General features: G+C 66.8%; 25 protein-coding genes and 2 tRNA genes. 24 read left to right on the forward strand and 3 right to left on the reverse strand.

Annotation, left to right across the window (positions count from 1 at the left end):
• The first annotated feature begins 18 nt into the window (after positions 1-18).
• The 4 genes from coaE to ACLF6J_RS00690 all read left to right on the forward strand — a co-directional run bounded on the left by coaE (position 19) and on the right by ACLF6J_RS00690 (position 4,349).
• Entirely contained in the window at positions 19-618 is a 600-nt protein-coding gene (coaE, locus tag ACLF6J_RS00675; RefSeq protein ID WP_134351481.1) for a dephospho-CoA kinase, read from the forward strand.
• A complete protein-coding gene (locus ACLF6J_RS00680) occupies positions 615-1,832 on the forward strand; it encodes an MFS transporter (protein ID WP_134351479.1) in 1,218 nt (405 codons plus the stop codon). Before coaE ends, ACLF6J_RS00680 begins: the two co-directional genes overlap by 4 nt.
• A gap of 78 nt (positions 1,833-1,910) precedes the next feature.
• Complete coding sequence (uvrB, locus tag ACLF6J_RS00685; protein WP_047524034.1) at positions 1,911-3,983, forward strand: excinuclease ABC subunit UvrB; 2,073 nt, start codon at positions 1,911-1,913, stop codon at positions 3,981-3,983.
• Positions 3,984-3,998: 15 nt separating this feature from the next.
• Positions 3,999-4,349: a TfoX/Sxy family protein gene (locus tag ACLF6J_RS00690; RefSeq protein WP_244093462.1), complete on the forward strand. Its 351-nt coding sequence runs from the start codon at positions 3,999-4,001 to the stop codon at positions 4,347-4,349.
• 2 nt (positions 4,350-4,351) lie between these two features.
• On the opposite strand, the gene ACLF6J_RS00695 is transcribed toward ACLF6J_RS00690, so the two are convergent.
• Positions 4,352-4,594 (reverse strand): hypothetical protein, encoded by a 243-nt coding sequence (locus ACLF6J_RS00695; protein WP_081997077.1) that lies wholly within the window; start codon positions 4,592-4,594, stop codon positions 4,352-4,354.
• Positions 4,595-4,639: 45 nt separating this feature from the next.
• On the opposite strand from ACLF6J_RS00695, the gene ACLF6J_RS00700 reads away from it, so the two are divergent.
• From ACLF6J_RS00700 to ACLF6J_RS00750, 11 genes are all read left to right on the forward strand, one after another.
• The gene (locus tag ACLF6J_RS00700; protein ID WP_134351477.1) at positions 4,640-5,083 is read left to right on the forward strand and encodes a MarR family winged helix-turn-helix transcriptional regulator; all 444 of its coding nucleotides are present in this window, start codon (positions 4,640-4,642) and stop codon (positions 5,081-5,083) included.
• Between the two features lie 97 nt (positions 5,084-5,180).
• Positions 5,181-8,069, forward strand: coding sequence for an excinuclease ABC subunit UvrA (gene uvrA / locus ACLF6J_RS00705; RefSeq protein ID WP_047524031.1), 2,889 nt, complete (start codon positions 5,181-5,183; stop codon positions 8,067-8,069).
• On the forward strand, positions 8,069-9,976 hold the full coding sequence (uvrC, locus tag ACLF6J_RS00710; protein WP_047524030.1) for an excinuclease ABC subunit UvrC: 1,908 nt from the start codon (positions 8,069-8,071) through the stop codon (positions 9,974-9,976). Before uvrA ends, uvrC begins: the two co-directional genes overlap by 1 nt.
• A gap of 34 nt (positions 9,977-10,010) precedes the next feature.
• Entirely contained in the window at positions 10,011-10,883 is an 873-nt protein-coding gene (rapZ, locus tag ACLF6J_RS00715) for an RNase adapter RapZ (RefSeq protein WP_047524029.1), read from the forward strand.
• Positions 10,884-10,950: 67 nt separating this feature from the next.
• Positions 10,951-11,928, forward strand: a complete 978-nt coding sequence (whiA, locus tag ACLF6J_RS00720) for a DNA-binding protein WhiA (RefSeq protein ID WP_017830285.1) — start codon at positions 10,951-10,953, stop codon at positions 11,926-11,928.
• 185 nt (positions 11,929-12,113) lie between these two features.
• On the forward strand, positions 12,114-12,740 hold the full coding sequence (locus ACLF6J_RS00725; protein ID WP_017830287.1) for a superoxide dismutase: 627 nt from the start codon (positions 12,114-12,116) through the stop codon (positions 12,738-12,740).
• 116 nt (positions 12,741-12,856) lie between these two features.
• Complete coding sequence (gap, locus tag ACLF6J_RS00730; protein ID WP_421076804.1) at positions 12,857-13,867, forward strand: type I glyceraldehyde-3-phosphate dehydrogenase; 1,011 nt, start codon at positions 12,857-12,859, stop codon at positions 13,865-13,867.
• A gap of 10 nt (positions 13,868-13,877) precedes the next feature.
• Positions 13,878-15,092: a phosphoglycerate kinase gene (locus ACLF6J_RS00735; RefSeq protein ID WP_047524026.1), complete on the forward strand. Its 1,215-nt coding sequence runs from the start codon at positions 13,878-13,880 to the stop codon at positions 15,090-15,092.
• Positions 15,083-15,874, forward strand: a complete 792-nt coding sequence (gene tpiA / locus ACLF6J_RS00740; RefSeq protein WP_047524025.1) for a triose-phosphate isomerase — start codon at positions 15,083-15,085, stop codon at positions 15,872-15,874. The genes ACLF6J_RS00735 and tpiA overlap by 10 nt, the downstream gene beginning before the upstream one ends.
• Before the next feature lie 81 nt (positions 15,875-15,955).
• On the forward strand, positions 15,956-16,204 hold the full coding sequence (gene secG, locus ACLF6J_RS00745; RefSeq protein ID WP_047524024.1) for a preprotein translocase subunit SecG: 249 nt from the start codon (positions 15,956-15,958) through the stop codon (positions 16,202-16,204).
• Positions 16,204-16,557 (forward strand): RNA polymerase-binding protein RbpA, encoded by a 354-nt coding sequence (locus ACLF6J_RS00750; RefSeq protein WP_017830291.1) that lies wholly within the window; start codon positions 16,204-16,206, stop codon positions 16,555-16,557. Before secG ends, ACLF6J_RS00750 begins: the two co-directional genes overlap by 1 nt.
• A 72-nt stretch (positions 16,558-16,629) precedes the next feature.
• Here the strand turns inward: ACLF6J_RS00750 and ACLF6J_RS00755 are convergent, their stop codons facing one another.
• Together ACLF6J_RS00755 and ACLF6J_RS00760 are read right to left on the reverse strand one after the other, a co-directional pair.
• Positions 16,630-17,856: a hypothetical protein gene (locus ACLF6J_RS00755; RefSeq protein ID WP_134351475.1), complete on the reverse strand. Its 1,227-nt coding sequence runs from the start codon at positions 17,854-17,856 to the stop codon at positions 16,630-16,632.
• A gap of 121 nt (positions 17,857-17,977) precedes the next feature.
• A tRNA-Gly gene (locus ACLF6J_RS00760) sits at positions 17,978-18,051 on the reverse strand.
• 108 nt (positions 18,052-18,159) lie between these two features.
• Here ACLF6J_RS00760 and ACLF6J_RS00765 point away from each other — a divergent pair.
• The 9 genes from ACLF6J_RS00765 (at position 18,160) to ACLF6J_RS00805 (ending at position 26,071) form a co-directional block, all read left to right on the forward strand.
• Positions 18,160-18,233: transfer RNA gene (locus ACLF6J_RS00765), tRNA-Pro, on the forward strand.
• Positions 18,234-18,295: 62 nt separating this feature from the next.
• Positions 18,296-19,771: a trigger factor gene (gene tig / locus ACLF6J_RS00770; protein ID WP_131491248.1), complete on the forward strand. Its 1,476-nt coding sequence runs from the start codon at positions 18,296-18,298 to the stop codon at positions 19,769-19,771.
• A gap of 68 nt (positions 19,772-19,839) precedes the next feature.
• Positions 19,840-20,337: a tetratricopeptide repeat protein gene (locus tag ACLF6J_RS00775; protein ID WP_134351473.1), complete on the forward strand. Its 498-nt coding sequence runs from the start codon at positions 19,840-19,842 to the stop codon at positions 20,335-20,337.
• An 81-nt stretch (positions 20,338-20,418) separates the two neighbouring features.
• Entirely contained in the window at positions 20,419-21,015 is a 597-nt protein-coding gene (locus tag ACLF6J_RS00780) for an ATP-dependent Clp protease proteolytic subunit (RefSeq protein WP_017830295.1), read from the forward strand.
• A 20-nt stretch (positions 21,016-21,035) separates the two neighbouring features.
• A complete protein-coding gene (locus ACLF6J_RS00785; protein WP_047524020.1) occupies positions 21,036-21,677 on the forward strand; it encodes an ATP-dependent Clp protease proteolytic subunit in 642 nt (213 codons plus the stop codon).
• Between the two features lie 156 nt (positions 21,678-21,833).
• Positions 21,834-22,769: a sugar-binding transcriptional regulator gene (locus ACLF6J_RS00790; protein WP_134351471.1), complete on the forward strand. Its 936-nt coding sequence runs from the start codon at positions 21,834-21,836 to the stop codon at positions 22,767-22,769.
• Positions 22,770-22,798: 29 nt separating this feature from the next.
• Entirely contained in the window at positions 22,799-23,767 is a 969-nt protein-coding gene (gene deoC / locus ACLF6J_RS00795; protein WP_052193791.1) for a deoxyribose-phosphate aldolase, read from the forward strand.
• Between the two features lie 13 nt (positions 23,768-23,780).
• On the forward strand, positions 23,781-25,223 hold the full coding sequence (locus tag ACLF6J_RS00800; RefSeq protein ID WP_047524017.1) for an aldehyde dehydrogenase family protein: 1,443 nt from the start codon (positions 23,781-23,783) through the stop codon (positions 25,221-25,223).
• Entirely contained in the window at positions 25,220-26,071 is an 852-nt protein-coding gene (locus ACLF6J_RS00805; RefSeq protein ID WP_134351469.1) for an aldehyde dehydrogenase family protein, read from the forward strand. The genes ACLF6J_RS00800 and ACLF6J_RS00805 overlap by 4 nt, the downstream gene beginning before the upstream one ends.
• Positions 26,072-26,127 lie beyond the last annotated feature (56 nt).

The following is a 26,127-nucleotide window of genomic DNA, read 5'->3' on the forward strand; positions in this document are numbered from 1 at the left end:
GAACCCTAGACTGGCGTCATGCCTCTCATCGCGCTCACCGGCGGTATCGCCTCCGGGAAGTCGACTATCGCCCGGCGTCTGGCGGAGCACGGCGCGATCGTCGTCGATGCCGATCAGATCGTGCGCGACGTGCAGGCTCCGGGCTCAGCGGTGCTCGATCGCATCGCGGAGACCTTCGGCCCCGACGTCATCGGCGAGGATGGCGCGCTCGATCGCACTGCCCTCGGTTCGCGGGTCTTCGGAGAGCCCGAGCTCCTCTCTCAGCTGAACGCGATCGTGCATCCCGCCGTGCGCGAGGAGTCTCAGCGTCGATTCGACGATGCCTTCGCCGGTGATCCGCACGCCGTCGTCGTGTACGACGTGCCTCTCCTGGTCGAGGCCCGAGTCGACGATCCGTGGGATCTCATCGTGGTCGCCCACGCGCCGTCGGCCGTTCGACGCCGTCGACTCGTCGAACTGCGAGGCTTGGACGAACGCGCGGCGCAGGACCGCATCGATGCCCAGGTGTCCGATGATCGGCGACTCGCCATCGCCGACGTCGTGATCGACACGTCGGATACCCTCGAGCGGACTCATGAGCAGACGGACGCTCTCTGGGAGCGGATCAGCGCGCAGTGACCTTCTCCGGTCACGCGCGTGGTTCACGTGAGTATCGGCGTCTCATCGTCGGCCTGTTCTTCGCGGGCATCGCGACCTTCGCGCAACTCTATTCCGCGCAGGGCGTGCTGCCGCAGATCTCATCCGACCTCTCGGTCAGTCCGGCGACGGCGGCCCTCAGCGTGTCGGCTGCCACCCTCGGCCTGGCGCTGGCCGTGGTCCCATGGTCGATGGTGGCGGACCGTATCGGTCGCGTACCTGCGATGGCCACAGGTGTGCTCACGGCCACCGCCGTCGGTCTCTCGGCGCCGCTGAGCAACGAGATCTTCGCTCTGCTCGCCCTGCGGTTCGTGGAGGGAGTGGCGTTGGGGGCGGTCCCCGCTGTGGCTCTCGCATATCTCAGTGAGGAGGTCGAGGCGGGCTACGCTGCTGCCGCGGCCGGCAGCTACATCGCGGGCACCACAGTGGGTGGATTGCTCGGCCGGATCGGCGCGGGGATCGTCGGCGAAGTGGCCGGATGGCGGGCCGGGGTCCTGGCCGTCGCCGTGATGTGCGCGGTGGCCGCGGTGCTCTTCCTCTGGCTCACTCCCCGCGCCCGAGGATTCGTCCCCGGACGACTGCGCACGGACCGGGGCCCTGGCATCCTCGAGAAGCTCCGTGGTCCGTTGCGCTCACCGCGCCAGTGGGCGCTGTACGCGCAGGGGTTCCTGTTGATGGGAGCGTTCGTCGCGGTCTACAACTACCTCGGCTTCCACCTCGCGGCAGAGCCGTTCGACCTGCCGGCGTGGCTGGTGACGATGCTCTTCCTCGCCTACCTCGCGGGCACGGTGTCCTCGCCGTGGGCCGGCGTGCTCGCTTCGCGGAGCGGACGCTTCCCCGTGCTGCTCGCCTCGATCGGCGTCATGGCTGTGGGGGCCGTGCTGCTGCTGGCGCAGGTCGCGGTGTTGGTGTTGTTGGGGCTCGTGCTCTTCACGGGCGGCTTCTTCGGAGCCCATGCCATCGCCTCGGGGTGGACACCGGTCGCGGCCACCCCCGGCAGCAGGGCCCAGGCGTCGTCCCTGTACTACTTCGCTTACTACGCCGGATCCAGCCTGTTCGGATGGATGCTCGGCCTCGTGTTCGTGGGCGCGAGCTGGGGATGGTTCGTGGCGGCCGTCATCGTGATGTGCGCGGCCGCGGCTCTCGCCGCCATCTCGGCGCTTCGTGGCGCTCCCGGCGTTCACCGGTCTTCCTGATCCCCGTGTCTCTCTCCGTTCGAGGTCGAGTCCGCCGCTCACAGCCTCGATGTCGGAGGGGCGGCATACGCTGGAGTCATGCAACCCACGCGCAGCGTCCGCCCCTTCGAGGTCATCAGCGAGTACGCGCCGGCCGGAGACCAGCCGCAAGCGATCGCCGAGCTCGCGGCACGTATCAATGCGGGGGAGACCGACGTCGTGCTGCTCGGAGCGACGGGTACCGGAAAGTCGGCGACCACCGCGTGGCTCGTCGAGCAGGTGCAGCGTCCGACGCTCGTGCTGGCGCACAACAAGACCCTGGCCGCGCAGCTCGCGAACGAGTTCCGTGAGCTGATGCCGAACAACGCGGTCGAGTACTTCGTGTCCTACTACGACTACTACCAGCCTGAGGCCTATGTGCCGCAGACGGACACTTTCATCGAGAAGGACTCGTCGATCAACTCCGAAGTCGAGCGGCTCCGGCACTCGACGACGAACTCGCTGCTCAGCCGACGCGACGTCATCGTGGTTTCCACGGTCTCGTGCATCTACGGTCTCGGTGCGCCCGAAGAGTATCTCCGGGCCATGGTGGCGCTGCAGGTGGGGGAGCGCTATGACCGTGATGCACTCATCCGGCAGTTCATCGCCATGCAGTACAACCGCAACGACGTCGACTTCTCCCGCGGCAACTTCCGCGTCCGCGGCGACACGATCGAGATCATCCCCGTCTACGAAGAGCACGCCATCCGGATCGAGCTGTTCGGAGACGAGATCGAAGCGCTGTACTCACTCCACCCGCTCACCGGGGAGGTCATCGAGAAGCTCGACTCCGTGCCGATCTTCCCCGCCTCGCACTATGTGGCCGGGACCGATGTGATTCAGCGGTCGATCGGCACCATCGAGGCTGAGCTTGAGGAGCGCCTGGCGGAGTTCGAACGGCAGGGCAAGCTCCTCGAGGCGCAGCGCCTGCGCATGCGGACCACCTTCGACCTCGAGATGCTTCAGCAGCTGGGGTTCTGCTCGGGGATCGAGAACTACTCGAGGCACATGGACGGTCGCGAGCCGGGGGAGCCGCCGCACACGCTGCTCGACTTCTTCCCCGACGACTTCCTCATGGTGATCGATGAGTCGCATGTGACGGTGCCTCAGATCGGGGCGATGTACGAGGGAGATGCCTCCCGCAAGCGCACCCTCGTCGACCACGGGTTCCGACTCCCGAGCGCGATGGACAACCGTCCGCTGCGCTGGGACGAGTTCAAGAACAGGATCGGTCAGACCGTGTACCTGTCGGCCACCCCCGGCAAGTACGAGATGGGGATCGCTGACGGCGTCGTCGAGCAGATCATCCGTCCGACCGGGCTGGTGGATCCCCACATCGTGGTCAAGCCCTCGAAGGGGCAGATCGACGACCTGCTCGAAGAGATCCGCCTCCGTGTCGAGCGCGACGAGCGCGTGCTCGTGACCACCCTGACGAAGAAGATGGCCGAGGAGCTCACCGACTTCCTCGGCGAGCACGGTGTGCGGGTGCGCTACCTGCACTCCGACGTCGACACGTTGCGTCGTGTGGAACTGCTCAGCGAGCTGCGGTCGGGGGTCTACGACGTGCTCGTGGGCATCAACCTGCTCCGAGAGGGCCTCGACCTTCCCGAGGTCTCGCTCGTGGCGATCCTCGACGCCGACAAGGAAGGCTTCCTCCGTTCGGGAACCTCACTGATCCAGACGATCGGGCGTGCCGCTCGTAACGTTTCGGGTGAGGTGCACATGTACGCCGACAAGATGACCGACTCGATGGCGAAGGCCATCGAGGAGACCGACCGTCGTCGCGAGAAGCAGATCGCGTACAACAAGGAGAACGGCATCGACCCGCAGCCGCTCCGCAAGCGCATCGCGGACATCACCGAGGTGCTGGCACGCGAAGGTGCCGACACCGCAGAGATGCTGTCGGGTCGTGGGCGCGCGTCGGGCAAGGGCAAGTCGCCCACGCCGAACCTTCGCCGGACCGGCATCGCCGCCGAAGGGGCCCAGCAGCTCGAGGCCACGATCCAGGATCTCTCGGATCAGATGCTCGCGGCCGCATCCGAGCTGAAGTTCGAGCTCGCGGGGCGACTGCGTGACGAGGTGCAGGACCTCAAGAAGGAGCTTCGCGCGATGGAGCGCGCGGGACACGCGTAAGCGAGGCGGGGATCGATGGATGCAGCAGGAGACGAACTCGCCGACCGGATCAGGGCACTGTTGAGCGCCGACGTCGAGATCGAGGAGCGGCGCATGTTCGGCACGCGGGCCTTCCTCGACGACGGCCACATTCTCTTGGGAGCGCGACCGGGCGGCGTCCTCCTGGTGCGGGTCGATGACGAGAGCGGGGCGACGCTGCTCACCCGACCGGGAGTCGCGCGCGCGGTGATGGGATCACGCACGATGAGCTCAGGCTGGCTCGACGTCGTGCCCGGTGTGATCGAAGACGACGACGAGCTGATGTTCTGGCTCGACGTCGCGCGGGAGTCGACAGGGTCAGCCGTGGCGACGCCGGAGACGGACTGACATCAGGGGCAGTGCACGAGCGGTTTCGGCCCGGAACGGTCGATCGTGTGCAGCGTCATGGGTGCCCCGCAGAGCGGACATGCCCGTTCGGCGCGTTCCGCAGGGCTGGGCGGAGGAGTCTTCTCGTACGGACCGACGGAGGCGGGGCCCGCGAACCGGATCAGGTTCGTGTTCACCCAGGAGTAGACGCCCCCTGCCTCGCGGATTCGCGTTCGGAGGGGCGGGCGGTCGGAGTCCTTTGCCATGTTGGTTAGTGTACTAATGATTAGCGCGGATGTATAGTTTCCCCTGTGACGGCGACCGATGACCTGCTCAAGTTGGAGAACCAGCTGTGCTTCGCGCTGGTGACCGCGGCGCGCAATGTCGTCGCCCTCTACCGACCGATCCTGGAGCCGTTGGGTCTCACGCATCCGCAGTACCTCGTGATGCTCGCGCTCTGGGAGAAGGCCCCGCGCACGTTGAACGAGCTGGCGGTCGACCTCGCACTCGAACCGGCCACGGCATCGCCTCTGGTCAAGCGGCTCGAAGCTGAGGGGCTTGTGGCCAGGCAGCGCAGCACTGAGGACGAGAGACGTCTCGAGATCACGCTGACGACGGCGGGGGCGGCCCTGCGCGAGAGAGCCGTCGACGTCCCTCGTCGAGTCATGGCGGCGGTGGGCATGGACGTCGACGAGATCGCGGCACTCAGGGACGGCCTCAGCCCGTTCGCAGGGCGGCGTCCCGAGCTCGGCTGACTCGTCATCGCTTTCGCCTCGACCCGCGTCGGAGGCGGAAGAGATCGCGAGAGGCTCCAGCGGAGCCGATGTCGGTGGCCCCTCGTAGACTTGTCGGGTGCCCATCGTCCCCGTTGCTTCCTCAGGAAAACTCAGTGTCCGCGGTGCCCGCGTCCACAATCTCAAGAACGTCGACATCGACATCCCACGCGACTCTCTGGTCGTGTTCACCGGCCTGTCCGGGTCGGGGAAGTCCAGTCTCGCGTTCGACACGATCTTCGCCGAGGGGCAGCGTCGCTATGTCGAATCGCTGAGCGCCTATGCGCGCCAGTTCCTCGGTCAGGTCGACCGTCCAGACGTCGACTTCATCGAGGGGCTGAGCCCGGCGGTCTCGATCGACCAGAAGTCCACCAACCGCAACCCGCGGTCGACCGTCGGCACGATCACCGAGATCTACGACTACATGCGTCTCCTCTGGGCGCGCATCGGCGTCCCGCACTGTCCCGAGTGCGGTGAGCGGATCCAGCGTCAGACGGTGCAGCAGATCGCCGATCAGCTCATGGAGCTGCCCGAGCGCACCCGGTATCAGGTCGTCGCCCCGATCGTCTCGCAGAAGAAGGGCGAGTTCGTCGACCTGTTCCGCGAACTCGGTGCCAAGGGGTACTCCCGTGCGATCGTCGACGGGGAACTGATCCAGCTCGCTGAGCCGCCGACGCTCAAGAAGAGCTACAAGCACGACATCGCCGTGGTGGTCGACCGCCTCGTCGCTTCCGATGACATCCTCGGTCGCGTCACCGACTCCGTCGAGACCGCACTCGGGCTCGCCGGGGGAGTGGTGCAGATCAACTACGTCGACGGCGAGGGCGACGACGCGTGGCAGACGTTCTCCGAGAAGCTGGCGTGTCCGAACGGGCACGCGCTCACCCTCACCGAGATCGAGCCCCGCACGTTCTCTTTCAACGCGCCGTTCGGTGCCTGCCCCGCGTGCTCCGGCCTCGGCACCCGGATGTCCGTCGACGTCGACCTGATGCTCGGCGACGAAGACCTCTCGATCCGTGAGGGTGTCATCATCCCGTGGACCACCCAGGGCAAGGGTCTGTTCCAGTACTACGAGCGCCTTCTCGAGGGGCTCTCGCGTGACCTCGACTTCTCGTTGGACACGCCCTGGCGCGAGCTCCACTCCGATGTGCAGGACGCCGTGCTGCGGGGGGAGAACTATAAGGTCACCGTCAAGTGGAAGAACCGCTACGGGCGTGAGATGCGCTACGCCTCCGGTTTCGAGGGCGTGGTGCCCTACATCGAGAGGCAGTACCTGCAGGCGGAGTCGGACAACCAGCGCAACCGGTGGGGCGAATACCTCCGCGAGGTGCCGTGCCCGGTCTGCGACGGCGACCGGCTCAAGCCCGAGGTGCTCGCCGTCCAGGTCCACGGCCACTCGATCGCAGAGGTCTCGCACCTGAGCCTCGCCGACGCCCGCGCGTTCATGGAGACGCTGACCCTCACCGACCGCGAGGCGAAGATCGCTGCGCAGGTTCTGCGTGAGATCCGGCTTCGTCTCGACTTCCTGCTGCAGGTCGGGCTCTCGTACCTCAATCTCAGCCGCTCGGCGGGGTCGCTCTCGGGTGGTGAGGCGCAGCGCATCCGGTTGGCTACGCAGATCGGTTCCGGCCTCACCGGCGTGCTCTACGTGCTCGACGAGCCCTCCATCGGACTCCACCAGCGTGACAACCGTCGCCTGATCGAGACCCTGCTCACGCTGCGCGATCTCGGCAACACGCTCATCGTGGTGGAACACGACGAGGAGACGATCGAGGCGGCGGACTGGGTCGTCGACATCGGACCCGGTGCCGGCGTCAACGGCGGCGAAGTCGTGCATTCGGGCCCCTACTCGGCTCTGCTCAACGACAGCGCGTCAATGACGGGGGAGTACCTCTCCGGTCGCCGCGAGATCCCGATGCCGACGAAGCGTCGCAAGATCGACAAGAAGCGGATGCTGAGTGTCGTCGGTGCGCGGGCGAACAACCTCCGCAACGTCACGGCCGACTTCCCGTTGGGCGTGCTGACCGCGGTCACCGGCGTGAGCGGTTCCGGAAAGTCGTCGCTCGTCAACGACATCCTCTACCAGGTGCTCGCTTCTCGGTTGAACGGTGCCCGCACGGTTCCGGGAAAGCACACGCGCGTGACGGGACTCGACAACCTCGACAAGGTCGTGCACGTGGACCAGGCGCCGATCGGCCGCACCCCGCGATCGAACCCGGCGACGTACACCGGCGTCTTCGACCGCATCCGCACCCTGTTCAGCGAGACGCCCGAGGCGAAGGTCCGCGGGTATCTGCCCGGCCGCTTCAGCTTCAACGTCAAGGGCGGCCGCTGTGAGGCCTGTTCCGGCGACGGCACCATCAAGATCGAGATGAACTTCCTGCCCGACGTGTACGTCGACTGCGAGGTCTGCCACGGCAAGCGGTACAACCGCGACACCCTGGCGGTGCACTACAAGGGCAAGAACATCGCCGAGGTCCTCGAGATGCCGATCGAGGAGGCGGCGGAGTTCTTCGAGCCGATCCAGGCCATCCACCGCTACATGAAGACCCTCGTCGACGTCGGGCTCGGTTACGTGCGGTTGGGGCAGTCGGCGACGACGCTCTCGGGCGGGGAAGCGCAGCGTGTCAAACTCGCCACCGAGCTGCAGCGCCGGAGCAACGGACGCAGCATCTACGTGCTCGACGAGCCGACCACGGGCCTGCACTTTGAAGATGTGCGCAAGCTTCTCGAGGTCCTGAACGGTCTGGTCGACAAGGGCAACACCGTGATCGTCATCGAGCACAACCTCGATGTGATCAAGTCCGCCGACTGGGTGATCGACCTCGGCCCCGAGGGCGGTTCCGGCGGCGGTCAGATCGTGGCCACGGGCACCCCGGAGCAGATCGCGCGTGTCGAGGAGAGCCACACCGGCCTGTTCCTCGGCGAGATCCTGGGTGAGGGGCGCGCCGCGCGGAAGGCCAGCTGATGGCCGACGTGCTGCCGTACAAGCCGCGCCCGGGGGAGATCCCGACCGACCCCGGTGTGTATCGCTTCCGGGATGCCGCCGGGCGCGTGCTCTACGTCGGCAAGGCGAAGAACCTGCGTCAACGGCTCTCGAACTACTTCGCGCCCCTGCGGACGCTGCACGAGCGCACTCGACGGATGGTCACCACGGCGGCCTCCGTCGAGTGGACCGTCGTATCCACGGATGTCGACTCCCTGCAGCTCGAGTACATGTGGATCAAGGAGTTCGATCCACCCTTCAACGTGCGCTACAAGGACGACAAGTCCTATCCCTTCATGGCGGTGACGCTCGCGGACGAGGCACCTCGCGTGATCGTCACCCGAAACCGCAAGATTCCCGGAGCACGGTATTTCGGTCCGTTCCCGAAGGTCTGGGCGGTGCACGAGACGATCGATCTGATGATCAAGGCGTTTCCGATCCGCACCTGCAGCGACTCCAGCTACCGGCGCGCCATGCAGACGGGCAGACCCTGCTTCCCCGGACAGATCGGCAAGTGCGGTGGCCCGTGCTCGATGACGGTGAGCATCGAGGAGCATCGCGCGATGGTCGATGACTTCGTCGCATTCATGGCCGGCGGTGACGAGCGCTTTACCCGGGAACTCACGAAGCGGATGCTGGCTGCATCCGCGGCGATGGACTACGAGGCCGCGGCGAAGTACCGCGACAAGCTCTCCGCGATCGAGGCTGTGCTGGGGAAGAGCGCGCTCGTGCTGCCCGCGGACGAGGACGCGGATCTGTTCGGCATCGCGGAGGACGAGCTCTCCGCCGCGGTGCAGCACTTCGTGATCCGCGGCGGCCGAGTGCGCGGTGTGCGCGCGCTGACCATCGAGAAGGAGATCGACATCTCCAGCGGCGAGCTCGTCGAGCAGGTGCTGCAGCAGGCATACGGTGAAGCGCAAGACGTCCCTCGTCGCATCCTGGTTCCGACACTGCCCGACGACGCCGCGGAACTCGAGACGTGGTTGCGCGAGCGACGCGGCAAGAGAGTCGAGATCGCCGTCGCCCAGCGCGGCCAGCGCGCCGACCTGATGCGCACGGCGACATTGAACGCGCAACAGGCGCTGATCCGGCACAAGACTCGACGCACGACGGACTACGTCGCCCGCACCCAGGCCCTCACCGACCTGCAGGAAGCGCTCGGCATGGACGAAGCCCCGCTGCGGATCGAGTGCTTCGACATCTCGCACCTCGGAGGGACGAATGTCGTCGCGTCGATGGTCGTCTTCGAAGACGGGCTGCCTCGCAAGGACCAGTACCGGTCGTTCAACATCGCCGAGACCACGGACGACACCGATTCGATGTACCAGGTGCTCCGTCGGCGGTTGGCCTATCTTGACCGTCCCGAAGAGGAGTCCGAGGTGGTCGACCCGACGACCGAAGAGGTCGTGTCCGAGGACGTCGGCGCAGCGACGGTGCGTCGCAAGCCCCGCTTCGCCTACCCACCCCAGCTTCTGCTGGTCGATGGCGGGCAGCCCCAGGTGGAGGCCGCAGCACGAGCACTCCGCGACGCGGGGCACACCGAGATCGCGGTCTGTGGAATCGCGAAGCGCCTCGAAGAGGTCTGGCTGCCCGGAGACGATTTCCCCGTCATCCTGCCTCGCACGAGTGAGGCCCTCTATCTGTTGCAACGACTGCGTGACGAGGCGCACCGATTCGCGATCACGCATCAGCGCAAGAAACGGCGCAACGACATCAGTTCGGTGCTCGCAGAAGTGCCGGGACTCGGCAGTTCACGGATCAAGCTGCTGCTCAAGCATTTCGGCTCGGTGACCGCGCTCCGTGCGGCCGCCCCGGCGCAGATCGAAGAAGTCCAGGGAATCGGCCCCGTGCTCGCCCAGAACATCCACACGCACCTGTCCACTCGCTAGGCTGGAGTCCGAGGGGGAGAGGGAGCACTGAGTAATGGCTGACGAGGAAAAGGGCGAGTTCCTCATCGTCACAGGGATGTCCGGCGCGGGTCGGACCACCGTGGCGAACGCTTTGGAAGATCTCGGCTGGTACGTGGTCGACAACCTTCCGCCGCAGATCCTGCGCCCTCTGCTCGACTTGACCGACATGGGCGGCACCGCATTGCCGAAGGTCGCTGCCGTCGTCGATGTGCGCGGCCGCAATCTCTTCGACGACTTCCCGGGTGTGGCGCGTGCCCTGCGCTCGCGCGGCTCCGTGCGAGTCCTGTTCCTCGATGCGTCCGATGATGTGCTGGTGAGACGGTTCGAGTCCGTCCGACGCCCGCACCCGCTGCAGGGCGAAGGTACCCTGCTCGATGGCATCCGTGTCGAACGGACCCGGCTGGCCCCGATCCGCGAGGGCGCCGACATGGTGATCGACACGTCCACGCTGAACATCCATCAGCTGGCGACCCAGGTCTCGGACATCTTCTCGGAAGAGGGGGAAGCCCGTCACCGCGTCACCCTGCTGAGCTTCGGTTTCAAGTACGGGCTGCCGACCGACGTCGATATCGTCGCCGACATGCGGTTCCTGCCGAATCCGTTCTGGAATGAGGAGCTGCGCGGTCTCACCGGCCAGGACGAACGGGTCAGGGAGTACGTCCTGTCCCGCGAGGGTGCGACGGAGTTCCTGGATGCCTACTCGTCGGCGCTGGTGCCGGTGCTGGAGGGATACCAGCGCGAGAACAAGAGTCACTCGACGATCGCGATCGGCTGCACCGGGGGGAAGCACCGCTCGGTCGCGATGTCGGAAGAGCTTGCGCGCAGGCTCGCCGCCGTCCCCGGCGTCGCCGTGAGCGTCCGTCACCGGGACCTCGGCCGAGAGTAGCGAGCCTTCCGGCCGAGTAAGCTGGACGTTTGCGTCGCGATCCGACGCGTGAACGTGAAGGAGTGTCGTGGCACTAACCACCGACGTCAAGGCCGAGCTGGTCAGCATCCGCAACGCACCCCCGACGGTGCGGGTTGCGGAAGTCACCGCGATCCTCCGGTTCGCCGGTGGTCTGCATTCGATCGCCGGTCGCGTGGCCGTGGAGGCCGAGGTGGACGCTGAGACGCTCGCACGTCGCGTCGCGCGAGACCTCGCCGAGATCTACGGAGTGCGCCCCGAGATCGCGCAGGTGCAGTCGAGCACCGCGAACGACGGAGCGCGGTGGGCCGTCCGTGTGATCGCCCAGGGCGAGACCCTCGCGCGCCAGACCGGTCTCCTCGACCAGCGCCGTCGCCCCGTGCGCGGGCTTCCGAACCGCCTCACCACTGGCTCTCGTGCCGAGGTCGCCGGTCTCTGGCGCGGCGCGTTCCTGGCGGCGGGGTCCCTGAGCGAGCCCGGTCGATCCGCGATGCTCGAGGTCGTCTGCCCCTCGTCGGAAGCGGCGATGGCACTCGTCGGCGCTGCCCACCGTCTCGGTGTCGCCGCCAAGGCGCGCGAAGTGCGGGGCATGCCTCGGGTCGTGGTGCGTGAGGGTGAGGCGATTCGCACGATCCTCAACGAGATGGGCGCGCAGAAGACCGCCATCGCATGGGAAGAGCTGCGTCAGCGACGTGAGGTCCGCGCCGGTGTCAACCGCCTGGTGAACTTCGACGACGCCAACCTGCGTCGGTCCGCCCAGGCTGCCGTGGCCGCATGCGCGCGTGTCGAGCGGGCGTTGGAGATCCTGGCCGACGAGGTGCCAGATCACCTGAAGGTCGCCGGTGAGCTTCGTCTCGCGCACCGCGACGCCAGCCTCGACGAGCTCGGTCACCACGCCGATCCGCCCCTGACGAAGGATGCCGTCGCCGGCCGCATCCGTCGTCTGCTCGCGATGGCGGACAAGCGCGCGCAGCAGGAGGGCATCCCCGGGACGGAAGCTGCCGTCCCCGTCGGACTCGACGTCTGATCCGTATCCTTCGACGAAGACCCGCCGCCCACGATGAGGGCGCGGGTCTTCGTCATGTGGCGGAAGGTTCGAGGGCGCATCCGCGTTGTCGTCAGTAGGATGAATCACGTCCGCTCTACGCCGCACATCGGCGGCGCGGAGGATCGGCAAGCGCCGCGGCGCGGCGCGGATTGGATGAAAGCGATATGGCGACTTACACGCTCCCCGACCTTCCCTACGACTTCGCAGCGCTCGAGCCGCACATCAGCGGCAAGATCATGGAGCTGCACCACGACAAGCACCACGCGGCCTACGTCGCCGGCGCGAACACCGCTCTCGACCAGCTCGCCGAGGCCCGTGAGAGCGGCAACCTGGCGAACGTCAACAAGCTCGAGAAGGACCTCGCGTTCAACCTCGGTGGTCACGTGAACCACTCGATCTTCTGGACGAACCTGTCGCCGAACGGCGGGGGACAGCCCGAGGGTGAGCTGAAGGCCGCCATCGACGAGTACTTCGGCTCGTTCGAGAAGTTCCAGGCGCACTTCACGGCTGCCGCCACCGGCATCCAGGGTTCCGGATGGGCCGTGCTCAGCTGGGATTCGATCGGCTCGCGTCTGATCATCCAGCAGCTGTTCGACCAGCAGTCGAACACCGCGCAGGGCACGATTCCGCTGTTCCAGCTCGACATGTGGGAGCACGCGTTCTACCTCGACTACCTCAACGTCAAGGCGGACTACGTCAAGGCCGCGTGGAACATCGCGAACTGGGAGAACGTCGCGCAGCGTCTCGAGGTCGCCCGTAAGCAGACGAACGGCCTGCTGGTACTGTCGTAATCGGGTTGCGTCCCGGCGGGCCTCGGCTCGTCGGGACGCTCTCTCAGCCAAAAAACCCCCGCGCATCACGCATGCTGGAAAGTGGCGTGCTGCGCACGAGAAACAGGGAGACCTGAGTGTCTGTCAAGATCGGTATCAACGGCTTCGGCCGCATCGGACGCAACTACTTCCGCGCGGCTCTCGCGCAGGGAGCAGACCTTGAGATCGTCGCCGTCAACGACCTCACCGACAACAAGACCCTGGCGCACCTGCTGAAGTACGACTCGGTCGGCGGCGTCCTCGACGCCGAGATCAGCTACGACGACGACAGCATCACCGTCAACGGCAAGACCATCAAGGCCTTCGCCGAGCGCGACCCCGTCGGTCTTCCGTGGGGTGAGCTGGGCGTCGACATCGTCATCGAGTCGACCGGCTTCTTCACCAAGGCCGAACTCGCCAAGAAGCACATCGAGGCCGGCGCGAAGAAGGTCCTCATCTCGGCTCCGGGTACCGGTGTCGACGGCACGTTCGTGATGGGCGTGAACGAGGACACGTACAACCCGGAGACGGACCACATCATCTCCAACGCGTCGTGCACCACGAACTGTCTTGCCCCGCTGGCACAGGTCTTCAACGACGCGTTCGGCATCGACCGCGGCTTCATGATGACCGCGCACGCGTACACCGCAGACCAGAACCTGCAGGACGGCCCGCACAGCGACCTCCGTCGTGCACGCGCCGCCGCGATCAACATCACGCCCGCGTCGACCGGCGCTGCCAAGGCGATCGGCGAGGTGCTCCCGGAACTCCAGGGCAAGCTCAGCGGCTCGTCCTACCGCGTCCCGGTTCCCACCGGCTCGATCGTCGACCTCACCCTCATCACCGACCGCGAGAACCTGACGGTCGACGAGGTCAACGAGGCCTACAAGAAGGCTGCGGCCGAGGGTCGCCTCGCGGGCTTCCTCCAGTACAACGAGGACCCGATCGTCTCGAGCGACATCGTGCACAACCCGCACTCGTCGATCTTCGACTCCACTCTCACCAACGTCAGCGGAAACCTCATCAAGGTGTCCAGCTGGTACGACAACGAGTGGGGTTACTCCAACCGTCTGGTCGACCTGACCGAGTACGTGGCCGAGCGCCTCTAAACTCAGAAACATGACTCTGCGCACCCTGGACACTCTGGGGTCGCTCGAGGGCAAGCGTGTCATCGTCCGTTGTGATCTCAACGTCCCCCTGCGGGATGGGATCATCACGGACGATGGCCGTGTCCGCGCCTCGCTGCCGACCCTCAACACACTGATCAACGCGGGCGCCCGCGTCATCGTGTGCTCCCACCTCGGACGCCCGGACGGCGCGCCCGACCCGCAGTACAGCCTGGAGCCGGTGGCGCAACGCCTCTCCGAACTCCTCGGCTCCCCGGTCGCGTTCGCACGCGACACGGTCGGCGAGTCGGCGACGGATGCCGTCGAGTCGCTCGAAGACGGTGGAGTCGTCGTCATCGAGAACCTGCGGTTCAACCCGGGGGAGACCTCGAAGGATGAGGCGACGCGTGCGGCCTTCGCGGCAGAGCTCGCGAAGCTCGGCGACGTGCTCGTCTCCGACGGGTTCGGGGTGGTGCACCGCAAGCAGGCGAGCGTCTACGAACTCGCCGAGTTGCTGCCTTCCGCTGCCGGTCTGCTGATCGCAGCCGAGCTCGATGTGCTGGACCGTCTGACCGAGAATCCGGAGCGTCCCTACGCGGTCGTGCTCGGAGGCTCGAAGGTCAGCGACAAGCTCGGCGTCATCTCGCATCTGCTTCCGCGGGTCGACAAGATCCTCGTCGGTGGCGGGATGCTGTTCACCTTCCTCAAGGCACAGGGCCACGCCGTGGCATCGAGCCTCCTGGAGGAGGACCAGCTCGACACCGTGCGCGGCTACATCGCCGAGGCCGCCGAGCGCGGTGTGGAGCTCGTGCTCCCCACCGACGTCGTCGTCGCCGCGTCCTTCGGCGCGGACGCCGCACACGAGGTCGCTGCGGCCGACGCGATCGAATCCACGCCGTTCGGCGCCTCGGGCATCGGCCTGGACATCGGTCCCGAGACGGCTGCGCGATTCGCCGAGGTGATCCGCGGCTCGAAGACGGTGTTCTGGAACGGCCCGATGGGCGTGTTCGAGTTCCCCGCCTTCGCAGCGGGGACCAAGGCCGTCGCGCAGGCGCTCACCGAGGTCGACGGTCTCAGTGTCGTCGGCGGGGGCGACTCCGCTGCCGCGGTGCGTCAGCTGGGCTTCTCCGATGAACAGTTCGGTCATATCTCGACCGGCGGCGGCGCGAGCCTCGAATTCCTCGAGGGCAAGAAACTACCTGGGCTGGAGGTCCTCGGATGGGCGTGAACTCCCGTACCCCGCTGATCGCGGGAAACTGGAAGATGAATCTCGACCACCTTCAGGCGGTCGCGTTCGTGCAGAAGCTGCACTGGACGTTGAAGGATGCGAAGCACGAAGACGGGTCCGTCGAGGTGGCGGTCTTCCCTCCCTTCACGGACATCCGCAGCGTGCAGACGCTCATCGATGCGGACAAGATCCCCTTCGCTCTCGGCGCGCAGGATGTCTCGGCGCACGACTCCGGTGCGTACACCGGCGAGGTGTCGGGCGCATTCCTGGCGAAGCTCGACGCGAAGTACGTCATCATCGGCCACTCCGAGCGTCGCGAGTACCACTCCGAAGGCGACGACGTCGTGGCGGCCAAGGTGCAGGCTTCCCTCAAGCATGGCCTCGTTCCGGTGATCTGCGTCGGTGAGACGGCAGAGGACCTCGAGAAGTTCGGTGCGAGCGCGGTTCCCGCCGGTCAGCTCGAGGCCGCACTCCAGGGCGTCTCCGCGCAGGCGGACATCGTCGTGGCGTACGAGCCGGTGTGGGCCATCGGCTCCGGTCAGGCGGCGACTCCGCAGCAGGCGCAGGATGTCTGCGCCGCACTGCGTGGGGTCATCGCAAAGGTTCTGGGCGACGAGGCCGCGGCGCGCACGCGGATCCTCTACGGCGGATCCGTGAAGGCGGCGAACATCGCCAGCTTCATGCGTGAGCCCGATGTGGACGGCGCTCTCGTCGGCGGGGCAAGCCTCGTCGTGGACGAGTTCGCGGCGATCATCCGCTTCGAGAAGCACGTCGGCGTGTGAGTGCAGCGGGGCTGCGGCCCCGCTGCACCGTATACTTGACCGTTACGGGGGCGCTCCGGCCCCATCGAAAGGCTCTTTCTCGTGGCAATTCTTGAGTTCGTCCTGCAGGTCGTGCTGGGTATCACCAGCGTCCTGCTGACCCTCCTCATCCTCTTGCACAAAGGTCGCGGCGGTGGCTTGTCCGACATGTTCGGTGGCGGCATGACGTCTGCCGTCGGCTCCTCCGGCCTTGCGGAGCGGAACCTGAACCGCTTCACCGTCGTCCTGGCTCTGACGTGGTTCATCTCCATCGTCGCGCTGGGCCTCATCACGAAATTCGAGGTCATCTGATGGCTACCGGTGGAAACGCGATCCGCGGCACCCGCGTGGGCTCCGGTCCGATGGGGGAGCAGGACCACGGTTATCACGCCGACCGCATCGCGGTCTCGTACTGGGACGGGCTCGGCAACGAGACCGTGCGCTACTTCGCAGCCGGTCTCCCGGAAGAGGAGATCCCGGAGACGATCGACCACCCGCAGTCCGGTCTGCCCGCCGGACGCGACAAGGAGAATCCGCCTGCGCTCGCGAAGGCGGAGCCGTATAAGACGCACCTCGCGTACGTGAAGGAGCGTCGTACAGACGAGGAAGCGGTCCAGCTGCTCGACGACGCGCTCACGCAGCTGCGTGAGCGTCGGGGTCAGTGACCTCGACCTGACATCGAAGAAGCCGCCGCGAGTGATCGCGGCGGCTTCTTTCGTCTCGCCCGGGTGCGGCGCTCAGCGGCACCCGGCAGCGGCGTCGATGTACTCCTGTGGCGGGTAGCCGTATGCCCAGACTCCGTTGGCGTCATCGGTGTATCCCATGCTGATCGCCCAGGCGGTCGCCCACTTCTCGATGCTGTCCTGCGTGGAGGCGTCGTACATGTCCTCGCACTTCACGCTGATCGCGTGGCCTACCTCGTGTGCGACGAGTGCTTTGCTCCGCTCGGCGGGCCACTGTTCGGCGACCGAGTTCGACAATTCGATGATCGCGCGATCCGGGTCGTCCCACCACCACGTCGTGTAGCCGCCCATGCTGCCGTTGTACCCCGCGCCGTTCACCACGGGAGCCCAGTCGAACTCCAACAGGACCCCGGGGGCGAGTGACCGCGCGAAGGCCTCGATCTCCAGTCTCGCGTTCTGCAGGGGCCCCGCCTTCTCCGCCAGCTCTTGGGCCTCGGTGGCGACGACCTCGGCGGCGGCTCCCTGCAGGGACAGGTACGTCGTCGCCGCAGCGGCGTCCAGGGTGGTCGTCGCGGCGGCGTCTGCAGCGGCGTTCCGCAACGCGATCACGGCATCGTTCCTCGCGGAGAGATGCGCCTTCTCGAAGCCGGCGGCGGCCTCGCCCGCTGTCGCGAGAAGGGCCACCCCGCTCCGGGAGACACCGTCACCGACGGTGGCGATCTCGGTCGTCACCGTGCGCAGATCGTCGGAGAGGCGGCTTGTCGATGCCAGGTGCTGCTCCAGAAGCGTCGTCGCTCCGAAGAGCTCCCAGAACCACACCGGCTTCTCGCCGGATGAGGGAACCTCGGTCGCCACGATCTCCTCGGCGGAGACGGCGACGATCTCCGCTTCCTCGGATGCTGTGGTCAGCGCGGCCCCCAGCTCCGCGTCCACGGCGACAGCCGGCTTCTCGACGGAGAGGATCTGTTCCGCCGCATCGGTGACATCGCGCAGTTCGGTGATGTCGCTGCGAACCTCCGTCTTCGCCGTGGACGCCGTCTCCGCGGCCTCGGCGTACCGCGATGCGGCGTTGTCGTAGCCGAGGTTCGCAGCCACCTGCGTGATCGAGAGAGCGGCGATCACCGCGACACCGCCGACCAGTCCCAGGATCAGCCCACGGCGGTTCTTCCGCTGTGCGGGAGGGGAGAGGGGAGGCGGGGTGGACCAGAACGCGACGGGTAGTCGATGCTCGCCGGAAGAAGGCATCGGCGTGTCGAGAGGTGGCGGGGTCGGGATTGTCACATCGTGCCCGTTCGGTGGGGCCTTCCGGCCGGTGGCTGCCTGCATCGATGCTGTCAGCGTATTCGACTGTCGGGCGGAGAGACGAGAAGGCCCCCACCGCGGGGGTGGGGGCCTTCTGGAGTGGAGGGGCTGACGGGAATCGAACCCGCATCATTAGTTTGGAAGACTAAGGCTTTACCACTAAGCTACAGCCCCGGATCCGAGACTCCGGAAGTCTCGGTACCGACTCAACGACTATACCGGACTCTGGCGCATGCTCCGGTCCGTTAGACTCGGTGGGGCTGAATCTGCGTGCGGATTCCCCGGGGCGTAGCTCAGCTTGGTAGAGCGCCCGCTTTGGGAGCGGGAGGTCGCAGGTTCAACTCCTGTCGCCCCGACACGGCCCCACGGACCTTACAGCCGCGATACCGCGCGGAAATCACAAGGAGAACACACCAGCATGGCGAACAGCACCGTCGAGAAGCTGACCCCGACCCGGGTCAAGCTCACCATCACGGTCACCCCGGACGACCTCAAGCCCAGCATCGCGCACGCCTATGAGCACATCGCTCAGGACGTGCAGATCCCCGGCTTCCGCAAGGGCAAGGTTCCGGCGCCCATCATCGATCAGCGCATCGGCCGCGGTGCCGTCATCGAGCACGCGGTCAACGAGGGCCTGGACAAGTTCTTCCGCGACGCCACGGTCGAGCACAAGCTGCGTGTCGTCGGTCGTCCCGCGGCGGACATCACCCAGTGGCCGAGCGAGAAGGACTTCTCGGGCGATCTGCTCGTCGACATCGAGGTGGACGTCCGTCCGGAGATCGAGCTCCCCTCCTACGACGGCATCACGGTGACCGTCGACGCCGTCGAGGCGGATGACGCTGCGCTCGACGCTGAGCTCGACAACATGCGTGCCCGCTTCGGCACGCTCGTCCCGGTCGACCGTCCGGCCACGAAGGGTGACTTCGTGGACCTCGACCTCGTCGCCACCATCGACGGCGCCGAGATCGACCGCGCCGAGGGCGTCTCCTACGAGATCGGCTCCGGCGAGCTGCTCGAGGGCATCGACGACGCGATCGAGTCCCTCACCGCGGGTGAGGACACCACGTTCCGCTCGGCTCTCGTCGGCGGCGACCACGCCGGCTCCGAGGCCGAGGTCTCCGTGACGGTCAAGGCCGTCAAGGAGCGCGAGCTGCCCGAGGCGGACGACGACTTCGCTCAGATCGCGAGCGAGTTCGACACGATCGCGGAACTCCGCGAGAGCCTCGCCGAGCGTGTCGCTCAGCAGGGCGTCTTCACGCAGGGCTCCGCGGCGCGCGACAAGCTCGTCGAGGTGCTTCTCGAGCAGATCGAGATCCCGGTTCCGCCGCAGCTCATCGAAGACGAGGTCCACAACCACCTCGAGGGCGAAGGCCGTCTCGAGGACGACGTGCACCGTGCCGAGGTCACCGAGGCGAGCGAGAAGCAGTTCCGCACGCAGGTGCTGCTCGACACGATCGCCGAGCAGGCCGACGTGCAGGTCTCGCAAGAGGAGCTCAGCCAGTACCTCATCCAGTCGGCTGCGCAGTACGGCATGGCGCCGCAGGAGTTCGTCGAGGCTCTGCAGTCCTCGAACCAGCTCCCCGCGCTCGTCGGTGAGGTCGCCCGCAACAAGGCCCTCGCGATCGCGCTCGGCAAGGTGAAGGTCGTCGACAGCAACGGCAAGGCCGTCGACCTGTCCGACTTCATCGTGACCGATGACGAGGCCGCTGAGGCTGAGGCTGAGACCGCCGAGGCCGAGGAGAAGCCCGCCAAGAAGGCCCCGGCCAAGAAGCCGGCCGCCAAGAAGGCTCCGGCCAAGAAGGCCGACGAGGCTGACGAGGCCGAGAAGCCGGCCGCCAAGAAGCCGGCTGCCAAGAAGGCTCCGGCCAAGAAGGCTGCCGACAAGGCCGAGTGATCGACACGATCCAGTGAAGAGGGCGGATGCTGCGGCATCCGCCCTCTTTTCCTATCGAGGGGACAACCATGACGAAGAGCTGGGACGAGCGCGTGGATGAGGTGTGGGCGCAGGCCTCCGGCGAGGAGGTCGGCGCCGACACGATCGCGCGCATCGACGCACTGGCCGCGGAGCGCGGACCCGATGACGCCCGTGCGGAGTTCGAACGGGCCGGTGCCCGCGACTCTGCGGGCTTGCCGGCCGAAGCGGTCGCGCTGTATCGACGGGCTCTCACTTTGGGGCTCGACGAGGAGCACCGTCCGCAGTGCGTGATCCAGTTGGCGAGTTCGCTGCGGAACCTCGGTGAGTACGACGACGCCCTCGCCGTCATCCGCGCGGAGGAGGAACGGTCGGCCGACGGTCCGTACCGCGATGCCGTCGCCACGGTGCACGCGCTCATCCTCGCGAGCGCGGGTCGGCCGGCACAGGGCCTCTCCGTGGCGTTGCTCGCCCTGGTGCCCCACCTTCCGCGTTACCACCGGTCGATGACGGCATACGCCCTCGAGATCGCTGACGCCGACACCTGATATGCCGACGGCGAACACGGCCTGGGTGCCGCGCCTGCGCCGGTAGATTCGAATCACTGAAACACGGAATCAGGAGCTGACATGGCTGCAGAACCCCTCCTCGCAACGAGCGTCTTCGACAGGTTGCTGAAGGACCGCATCATCTGGCTCGGCTCGGAGGTGCGAGACGAGAACGCGAACGAGATCTGCGCGAAGATCCTTCTTCTCGCCGCAGAGGACTCCGAGCGAGACATCTACCTCTACGTGAACTCGCCCGGTGGCTCGATCACCGCCGGCATGGCGATCTACGACACGATGCAGTTCGTGCCGAACGACATCGTCACGGTCGGAATCGGTATGGCCGCATCGATGGGGCAGCTGCTCCTCACCGCGGGCACCAAGGGCAAGCGCTACATCACCCCGAACGCGCGTGTGCTGCTTCACCAGCCGCACGGTGGCTTCGGCGGGACGTCGAGTGACATCCAGACCCAGGCGCAGCTCATCATGTCGATGAAGAACCGTCTCGCGGAGATCACCGCGGCCCAGACAGGCAAGTCGGTCGAGCAGATCAACGCCGATGGTGACCGCGACCGCTGGTTCACCGCCGAGGAAGCGCTGGAATACGGCTTCGTCGACCACATCCGCGAATCGGCCTCCGACGTCATCGGCGGCGGCGGAACCGACCAGGACACCGAGTAACGGAAAGCGAAAGGACGCTCATGTACACACCCACCTTCCGCTCATCCGGTGACCTGCCCTCCAGCCGCTACGTGCTCCCGCAGTTCGAGGAGCGCACCGCCTACGGCTTCAAGCGTCAGGACCCGTACAACAAGCTGTTCGAAGACCGCGTGATCTTCCTCGGCGTGCAGGTCGACGATGCGTCTGCCGACGATGTGATGGCTCAGCTCCTCGTCCTGGAGAGCCAGGACTCCGAGCGCGACATCACGATGTACATCAACTCGCCCGGTGGCTCGTTCACCGCGATGACGGCGATCTACGACACGATGCAGTACGTCGCGCCGCAGATCCAGACCGTGGTCCTCGGGCAGGCGGCCTCGGCGGCCGCCGTGCTGCTCGCGGCCGGTGCGCCGGGCAAGCGACTCGCGCTTCCGAACGCTCGCGTGCTCATCCACCAGCCCGCGATGGGCGAAGCCGGTCACGGTCAGGCTTCCGACATCGAGATCCAGGCCGCGGAGATCCTCCGCATGCGGACCTGGCTCGAGGAGACCCTGGCCGGGCACACGAACCGCACCCCGGAGCAGGTGAACCGCGACATCGATCGCGACAACATCCTCTCCGCCACGCAGGCACTCGAGTACGGCATCGTCGACCAGGTGCTCACCACGCGCAAGCGCGTCTGAGCGTCTATGACATCGAAAGGGCGCCCGTCGGATCTGACGGGCGTCCTTTCGTCGTCTCCGGCGGATGTGCAACCTCCTTCGCTCGATCTGCGCATATGAGCACACAGGTGCGCGGACGCAGTATTGGGCCTACCCTGGAGGAGGAAGGAGGATGCCGTGGAAGAAGATCTGCTCATGGTTCGCGTCGCCGAGCTGTATTACGACGAGGGCAAGACCCAGGACGAGATCGGCGGACTTCTCAAGATCTCCCGCTGGAAGGTCGGTCGTCTGCTCACTCAGGCGAGGGAACGTGGAATCGTGCGTATCGAGATCGTGCATCCTCGGGCCCGGCGCCTCGGCCTCGAACGGCTCCTCGTCGAGAGGTTCGGACTGACGGACGCCGTCGTCGTTCCTTCGCCGGAGGGTGACGACGGGACGCTGGAGCGCGTCGCGCAAGCCGCGGCCGACTTCCTCACCGCTCTGCGACCGGTTCCCCGCACCCTCGGCGTGAGCTGGGGTCGCACCCTGCGCGCCGTCGCGGAGGCCCTTCCCGACGGGTGGGCCAACGGTGTCACCGTGGTGCAGCTCAATGGGGGAGTGAGCCTGAACCGCCGTTCCGGTGGCGCCGCGGGGCTGGCCGTCACGATCGCCCAGCGGGCCTCGGGTCAGGTATCGCTGCTCCCCAGTCCCGCCATCCTCGAGCGAGTCGAGACCAAGCAGGCCATCGAGTCGGACCGCACGGTCGCGGCCGTGCTCGAAGAGGCTGCGGAGGCGCAGGCGTTCCTCTTCACCGCAGGCCCCTGCGATGCCTCGTCCGCCCATGTCGAGAACGGATACCTCCGTGCGGAGGACGTGGAGGAACTCGCACGCCGAGGCGCGGTCGGCGACGTTCTCGGCCGTTACGTCGACGCGGAGGGCAACATCGTCGACTCGCAACTCGACGCCCGGACGGTCGGCGTCTCGCTCGACCGTCTTCGCGGAGCCACCCATGCGATCTTCGTGACGGCGGGTCCCGCCAAGCACGACATCGCACGTACAGTCGTGACCAGTGGCCTGTGCGGCGTTCTGGTGACCGATGAGACCACAGCACGAGCATTGTTGGAGGAACAGTGACGACCAAAGAACTCAGCCGCAGGGCGGCGGTGGATGTTCTCGGCGCCGAGCCGGACGACGCCACTCTCCGGCGCTTCCTGCACGGACTTCCGGGAGTGGACGCCGTCGGTCTGGAACAGCGCGCAGCCGGACTCGGCACGCGTTCGATCAAGACCACGTCGAAGGCCTGGGCGCTCGACACCATCATCAAGCTGATCGACCTCACGACGCTGGAGGGAGCGGACACCCCCGGCAAGGTGCGCTCGCTCGTCGCCAAGGCGAAGACCCCCGATGCCGCCGATCCGTCGACACCGCGCGTTGCTGCTGTCTGCGTCTACGGCGACATGGTCGGCGACGCGGTGAGCGCGCTCGGCGGTCTGCACGGCGACCCCGACGACGGTCTGATCTCGGTCGCGGCGGTGGCCACGGCATTCCCGAGTGGGCGCTCGTCGCTCGCGATCAAGCTCGCCGACACCGCTGAGGCGGTCGCCGCCGGCGCTGACGAGATCGACATGGTCATCGACCGCGGGGCATTCCTCTCCGGCCGCTACGGGCTCGTGTTCGACCAGATCGCCCAGGTCAAGGAAGCCTGCCGGCGTGAGGACGGCTCGTACGCCTCTCTCAAGGTGATCCTCGAGACCGGTGAGCTGAACACGTACGACAACATCAAGCGCGCGTCCTGGCTCGGCATCCTTGCCGGTGGCGACTTCATCAAGACCTCGACCGGCAAGGTCCAGCCAGCCGCGACGCTCCCCACGACGCTGCTCATGCTCGAGACCGTCCGCGATTGGTATCGCGGGACCGGGGAGAAGATCGGTGTGAAGCCCGCCGGTGGCATCCGCTCCTCGAAGGACGCGGTGAAGTACCTGGTCACCGTCGCCGAGACGGTGGGCGAGGAGTGGCTGCAGCCGCACCTCTTCCGTTTCGGAGCCTCCAGCCTCCTCAACGACGTTCTCCTGCAGCGTCAGAAGCTCACTTCCGGCCACTACTCGGGCCCCGACTACGTCACGATCGACTGACGGGAAGACGAACATGTCATTTCTGGAATACGCTCCGGCACCGGAGTCCACCGCGATCCTGAACCTCAAGGACAGCTACGGTCTGTTCATCGACGGCGAGTTCGTCGACGGCTCCGGTTCGTCCTTCTCGACGATCTCGCCGTCGAGCGAGAAGCACATCGCCGAGATCGCCTCCGCCAGCGACGAGGACGTCGACCGTGCGGTCGCCGCTGCGCGCCGCGCCTATGACAAGACGTGGTCGAAGATGAGCGGACGCGACCGCGGGAAGTACCTCTTCCGCATCGCCCGCCTCGTGCAGGAGCGCGCCCGTGAACTCGCGGTCGCCGAGAGCCTCGACAACGGAAAGCCGATCAAGGAGAGCCGCGACGTCGACGTGCCCCTCGTCGCCTCCTGGTTCTTCTACTACGCAGGGTGGGCGGACAAGCTCGATCACGCCGGACTCGGGGCGAACCCGCGCGCGCTCGGCGTCGCCGGACAGATCATCCCGTGGAACTTCCCCCTGCTGATGCTCGCGTGGAAGATCGCGCCCGCTCTCGCGGCCGGGAACACCGTCGTGCTCAAGCCCGCCGAGACGACCCCGCTGACGGCGCTCCTCTTCGCGGAGATCCTGCAGCAGGCCGACCTTCCGGCCGGTGTCGTGAACATCGTGACCGGAGCCGGCGCGACCGGATCGACGCTGGTGCGCCACCCCGACGTGGACAAGGTCGCCTTCACCGGTTCCACGGGGGTCGGTCGTGACATCGCCCGGGCCGTGGCAGGAACCGCCAAGAAGGTCACCCTGGAGCTCGGCGGCAAGGCGGCGAACATCGTGTTCGACGACGCGCCGATCGATCAGGCCGTCGAGGGCATCGTGAACGGCATCTTCTTCAATCAGGGCCATGTGTGCTGTGCCGGAAGCCGTCTGCTGGTCCAGGAGTCGATCCACGACGAGGTCGTCGACCGACTCAAGACTCGCCTGTCGACGCTGCGGCTGGGGGATCCCCTCGACAAGAACACCGACATCGGTGCGATCAACTCCGCCGCGCAGCTCGCGCGGATCCGCGAGCTCAGCGACATCGGTGAGGCGGAGGGCGCGGAGCGGTGGACCGCTGACTGCGCCATCCCCGAACAGGGGTTCTGGTTCGCTCCGACGATCTTCACCGGGGTCGAGGCGTCGCACCGCATCGCCCGCGATGAGGTCTTCGGCCCTGTGCTGTCGGTGCTGACCTTCCGCACCCCGGCGGAGGCGATCGCGAAGGCGAACAACACGCCGTACGGCCTCTCCGCCGGCATCTGGTCGGACAAGGGATCGCGCATCCTCGCGGTAGCCGATCGACTGCGCGCCGGTGTGATCTGGGCCAACACGTTCAACCGATTCGACCCGTCGAGCCCGTTCGGCGGTTACAAGGAATCCGGGTACGGCCGCGAGGGCGGACGTCAGGGACTCACCGCCTACCTCAAGGGAGCCGCAGCATGAGCAAGCGTCTGACCGTTCCGAAGACGTACAAGCTGGCGATCGGCGGCGCCTTCCCGCGCAGCGAGTCCGGACGCACCTACGAGGTGCTCTCACCCAAGGGCGCGTTCCTCGCGAACGCCGCCAAGGGGTCACGCAAGGACGCCCGCGATGCCGTGGTCGCCGCGCGTGCCGCGGTGAAGGGCTGGTCGGGTGCGACCGCCTACAACCGCGGGCAGGTGCTGTACCGCGTCGCCGAGGTGCTCGAAGGCCGCAGGGCGCAGTTCATCGACGAGATCGTGGCGCAGGAGGGGGCTTCGTCGTCCGCTGCTGCCGCTCAGGTCGACGAGGCGATCGATCTGTGGGTCTGGTACGCCGGATGGTGCGACAAGTACGCCCAGGTGGCGGGCAATGCGAACCCGGTGTCCGGTCCGTACTTCAACATCTCCGTACCGGAACCGACCGGTGTGGTGGCCATCGTCGCCCCCCAGGACTCGTCGTTGCTCGGGTTGGTCTCGGTCGTCGCGCCTGTTCTGGTCGCGGGTAACACCGTCGTGGTCGTCGCGAGTGAGCAGCACCCCCTGTCGGCCATCAGCCTCGCGGAGGTTCTGGCCACGAGCGACGTCCCCGGCGGCGTCGTCAACGTGCTCACCGGTTCGCCGGCCGAGATCGCCCCGTGGCTCGCCTCGCATCAGGACGTGAACGCCCTCGATCTGGCCGGCGCGGGCGACCTCGACTGGGTCGACATGCAGATCGCCGCCGCCGACACGCTCAAGCGCGTGCTCACCCCGGGGGAAGTGGTCGCCTCCCCGGAGCGGATCGGTGCCTTCACCGAGGTGAAGACTGTCTGGCACACCAAGAGCATGGTCTGATCCGCGTCCGCGGATCTCTCCGAACGCTGCGGCGTCTCGACCGGTGCGCACCGGTC

The sequence above is a fragment of the Microbacterium sp. IO18 genome (assembly GCF_049099505.1).
Classification (GTDB): domain Bacteria; phylum Actinomycetota; class Actinomycetes; order Actinomycetales; family Microbacteriaceae; genus Microbacterium; species Microbacterium aurugineum.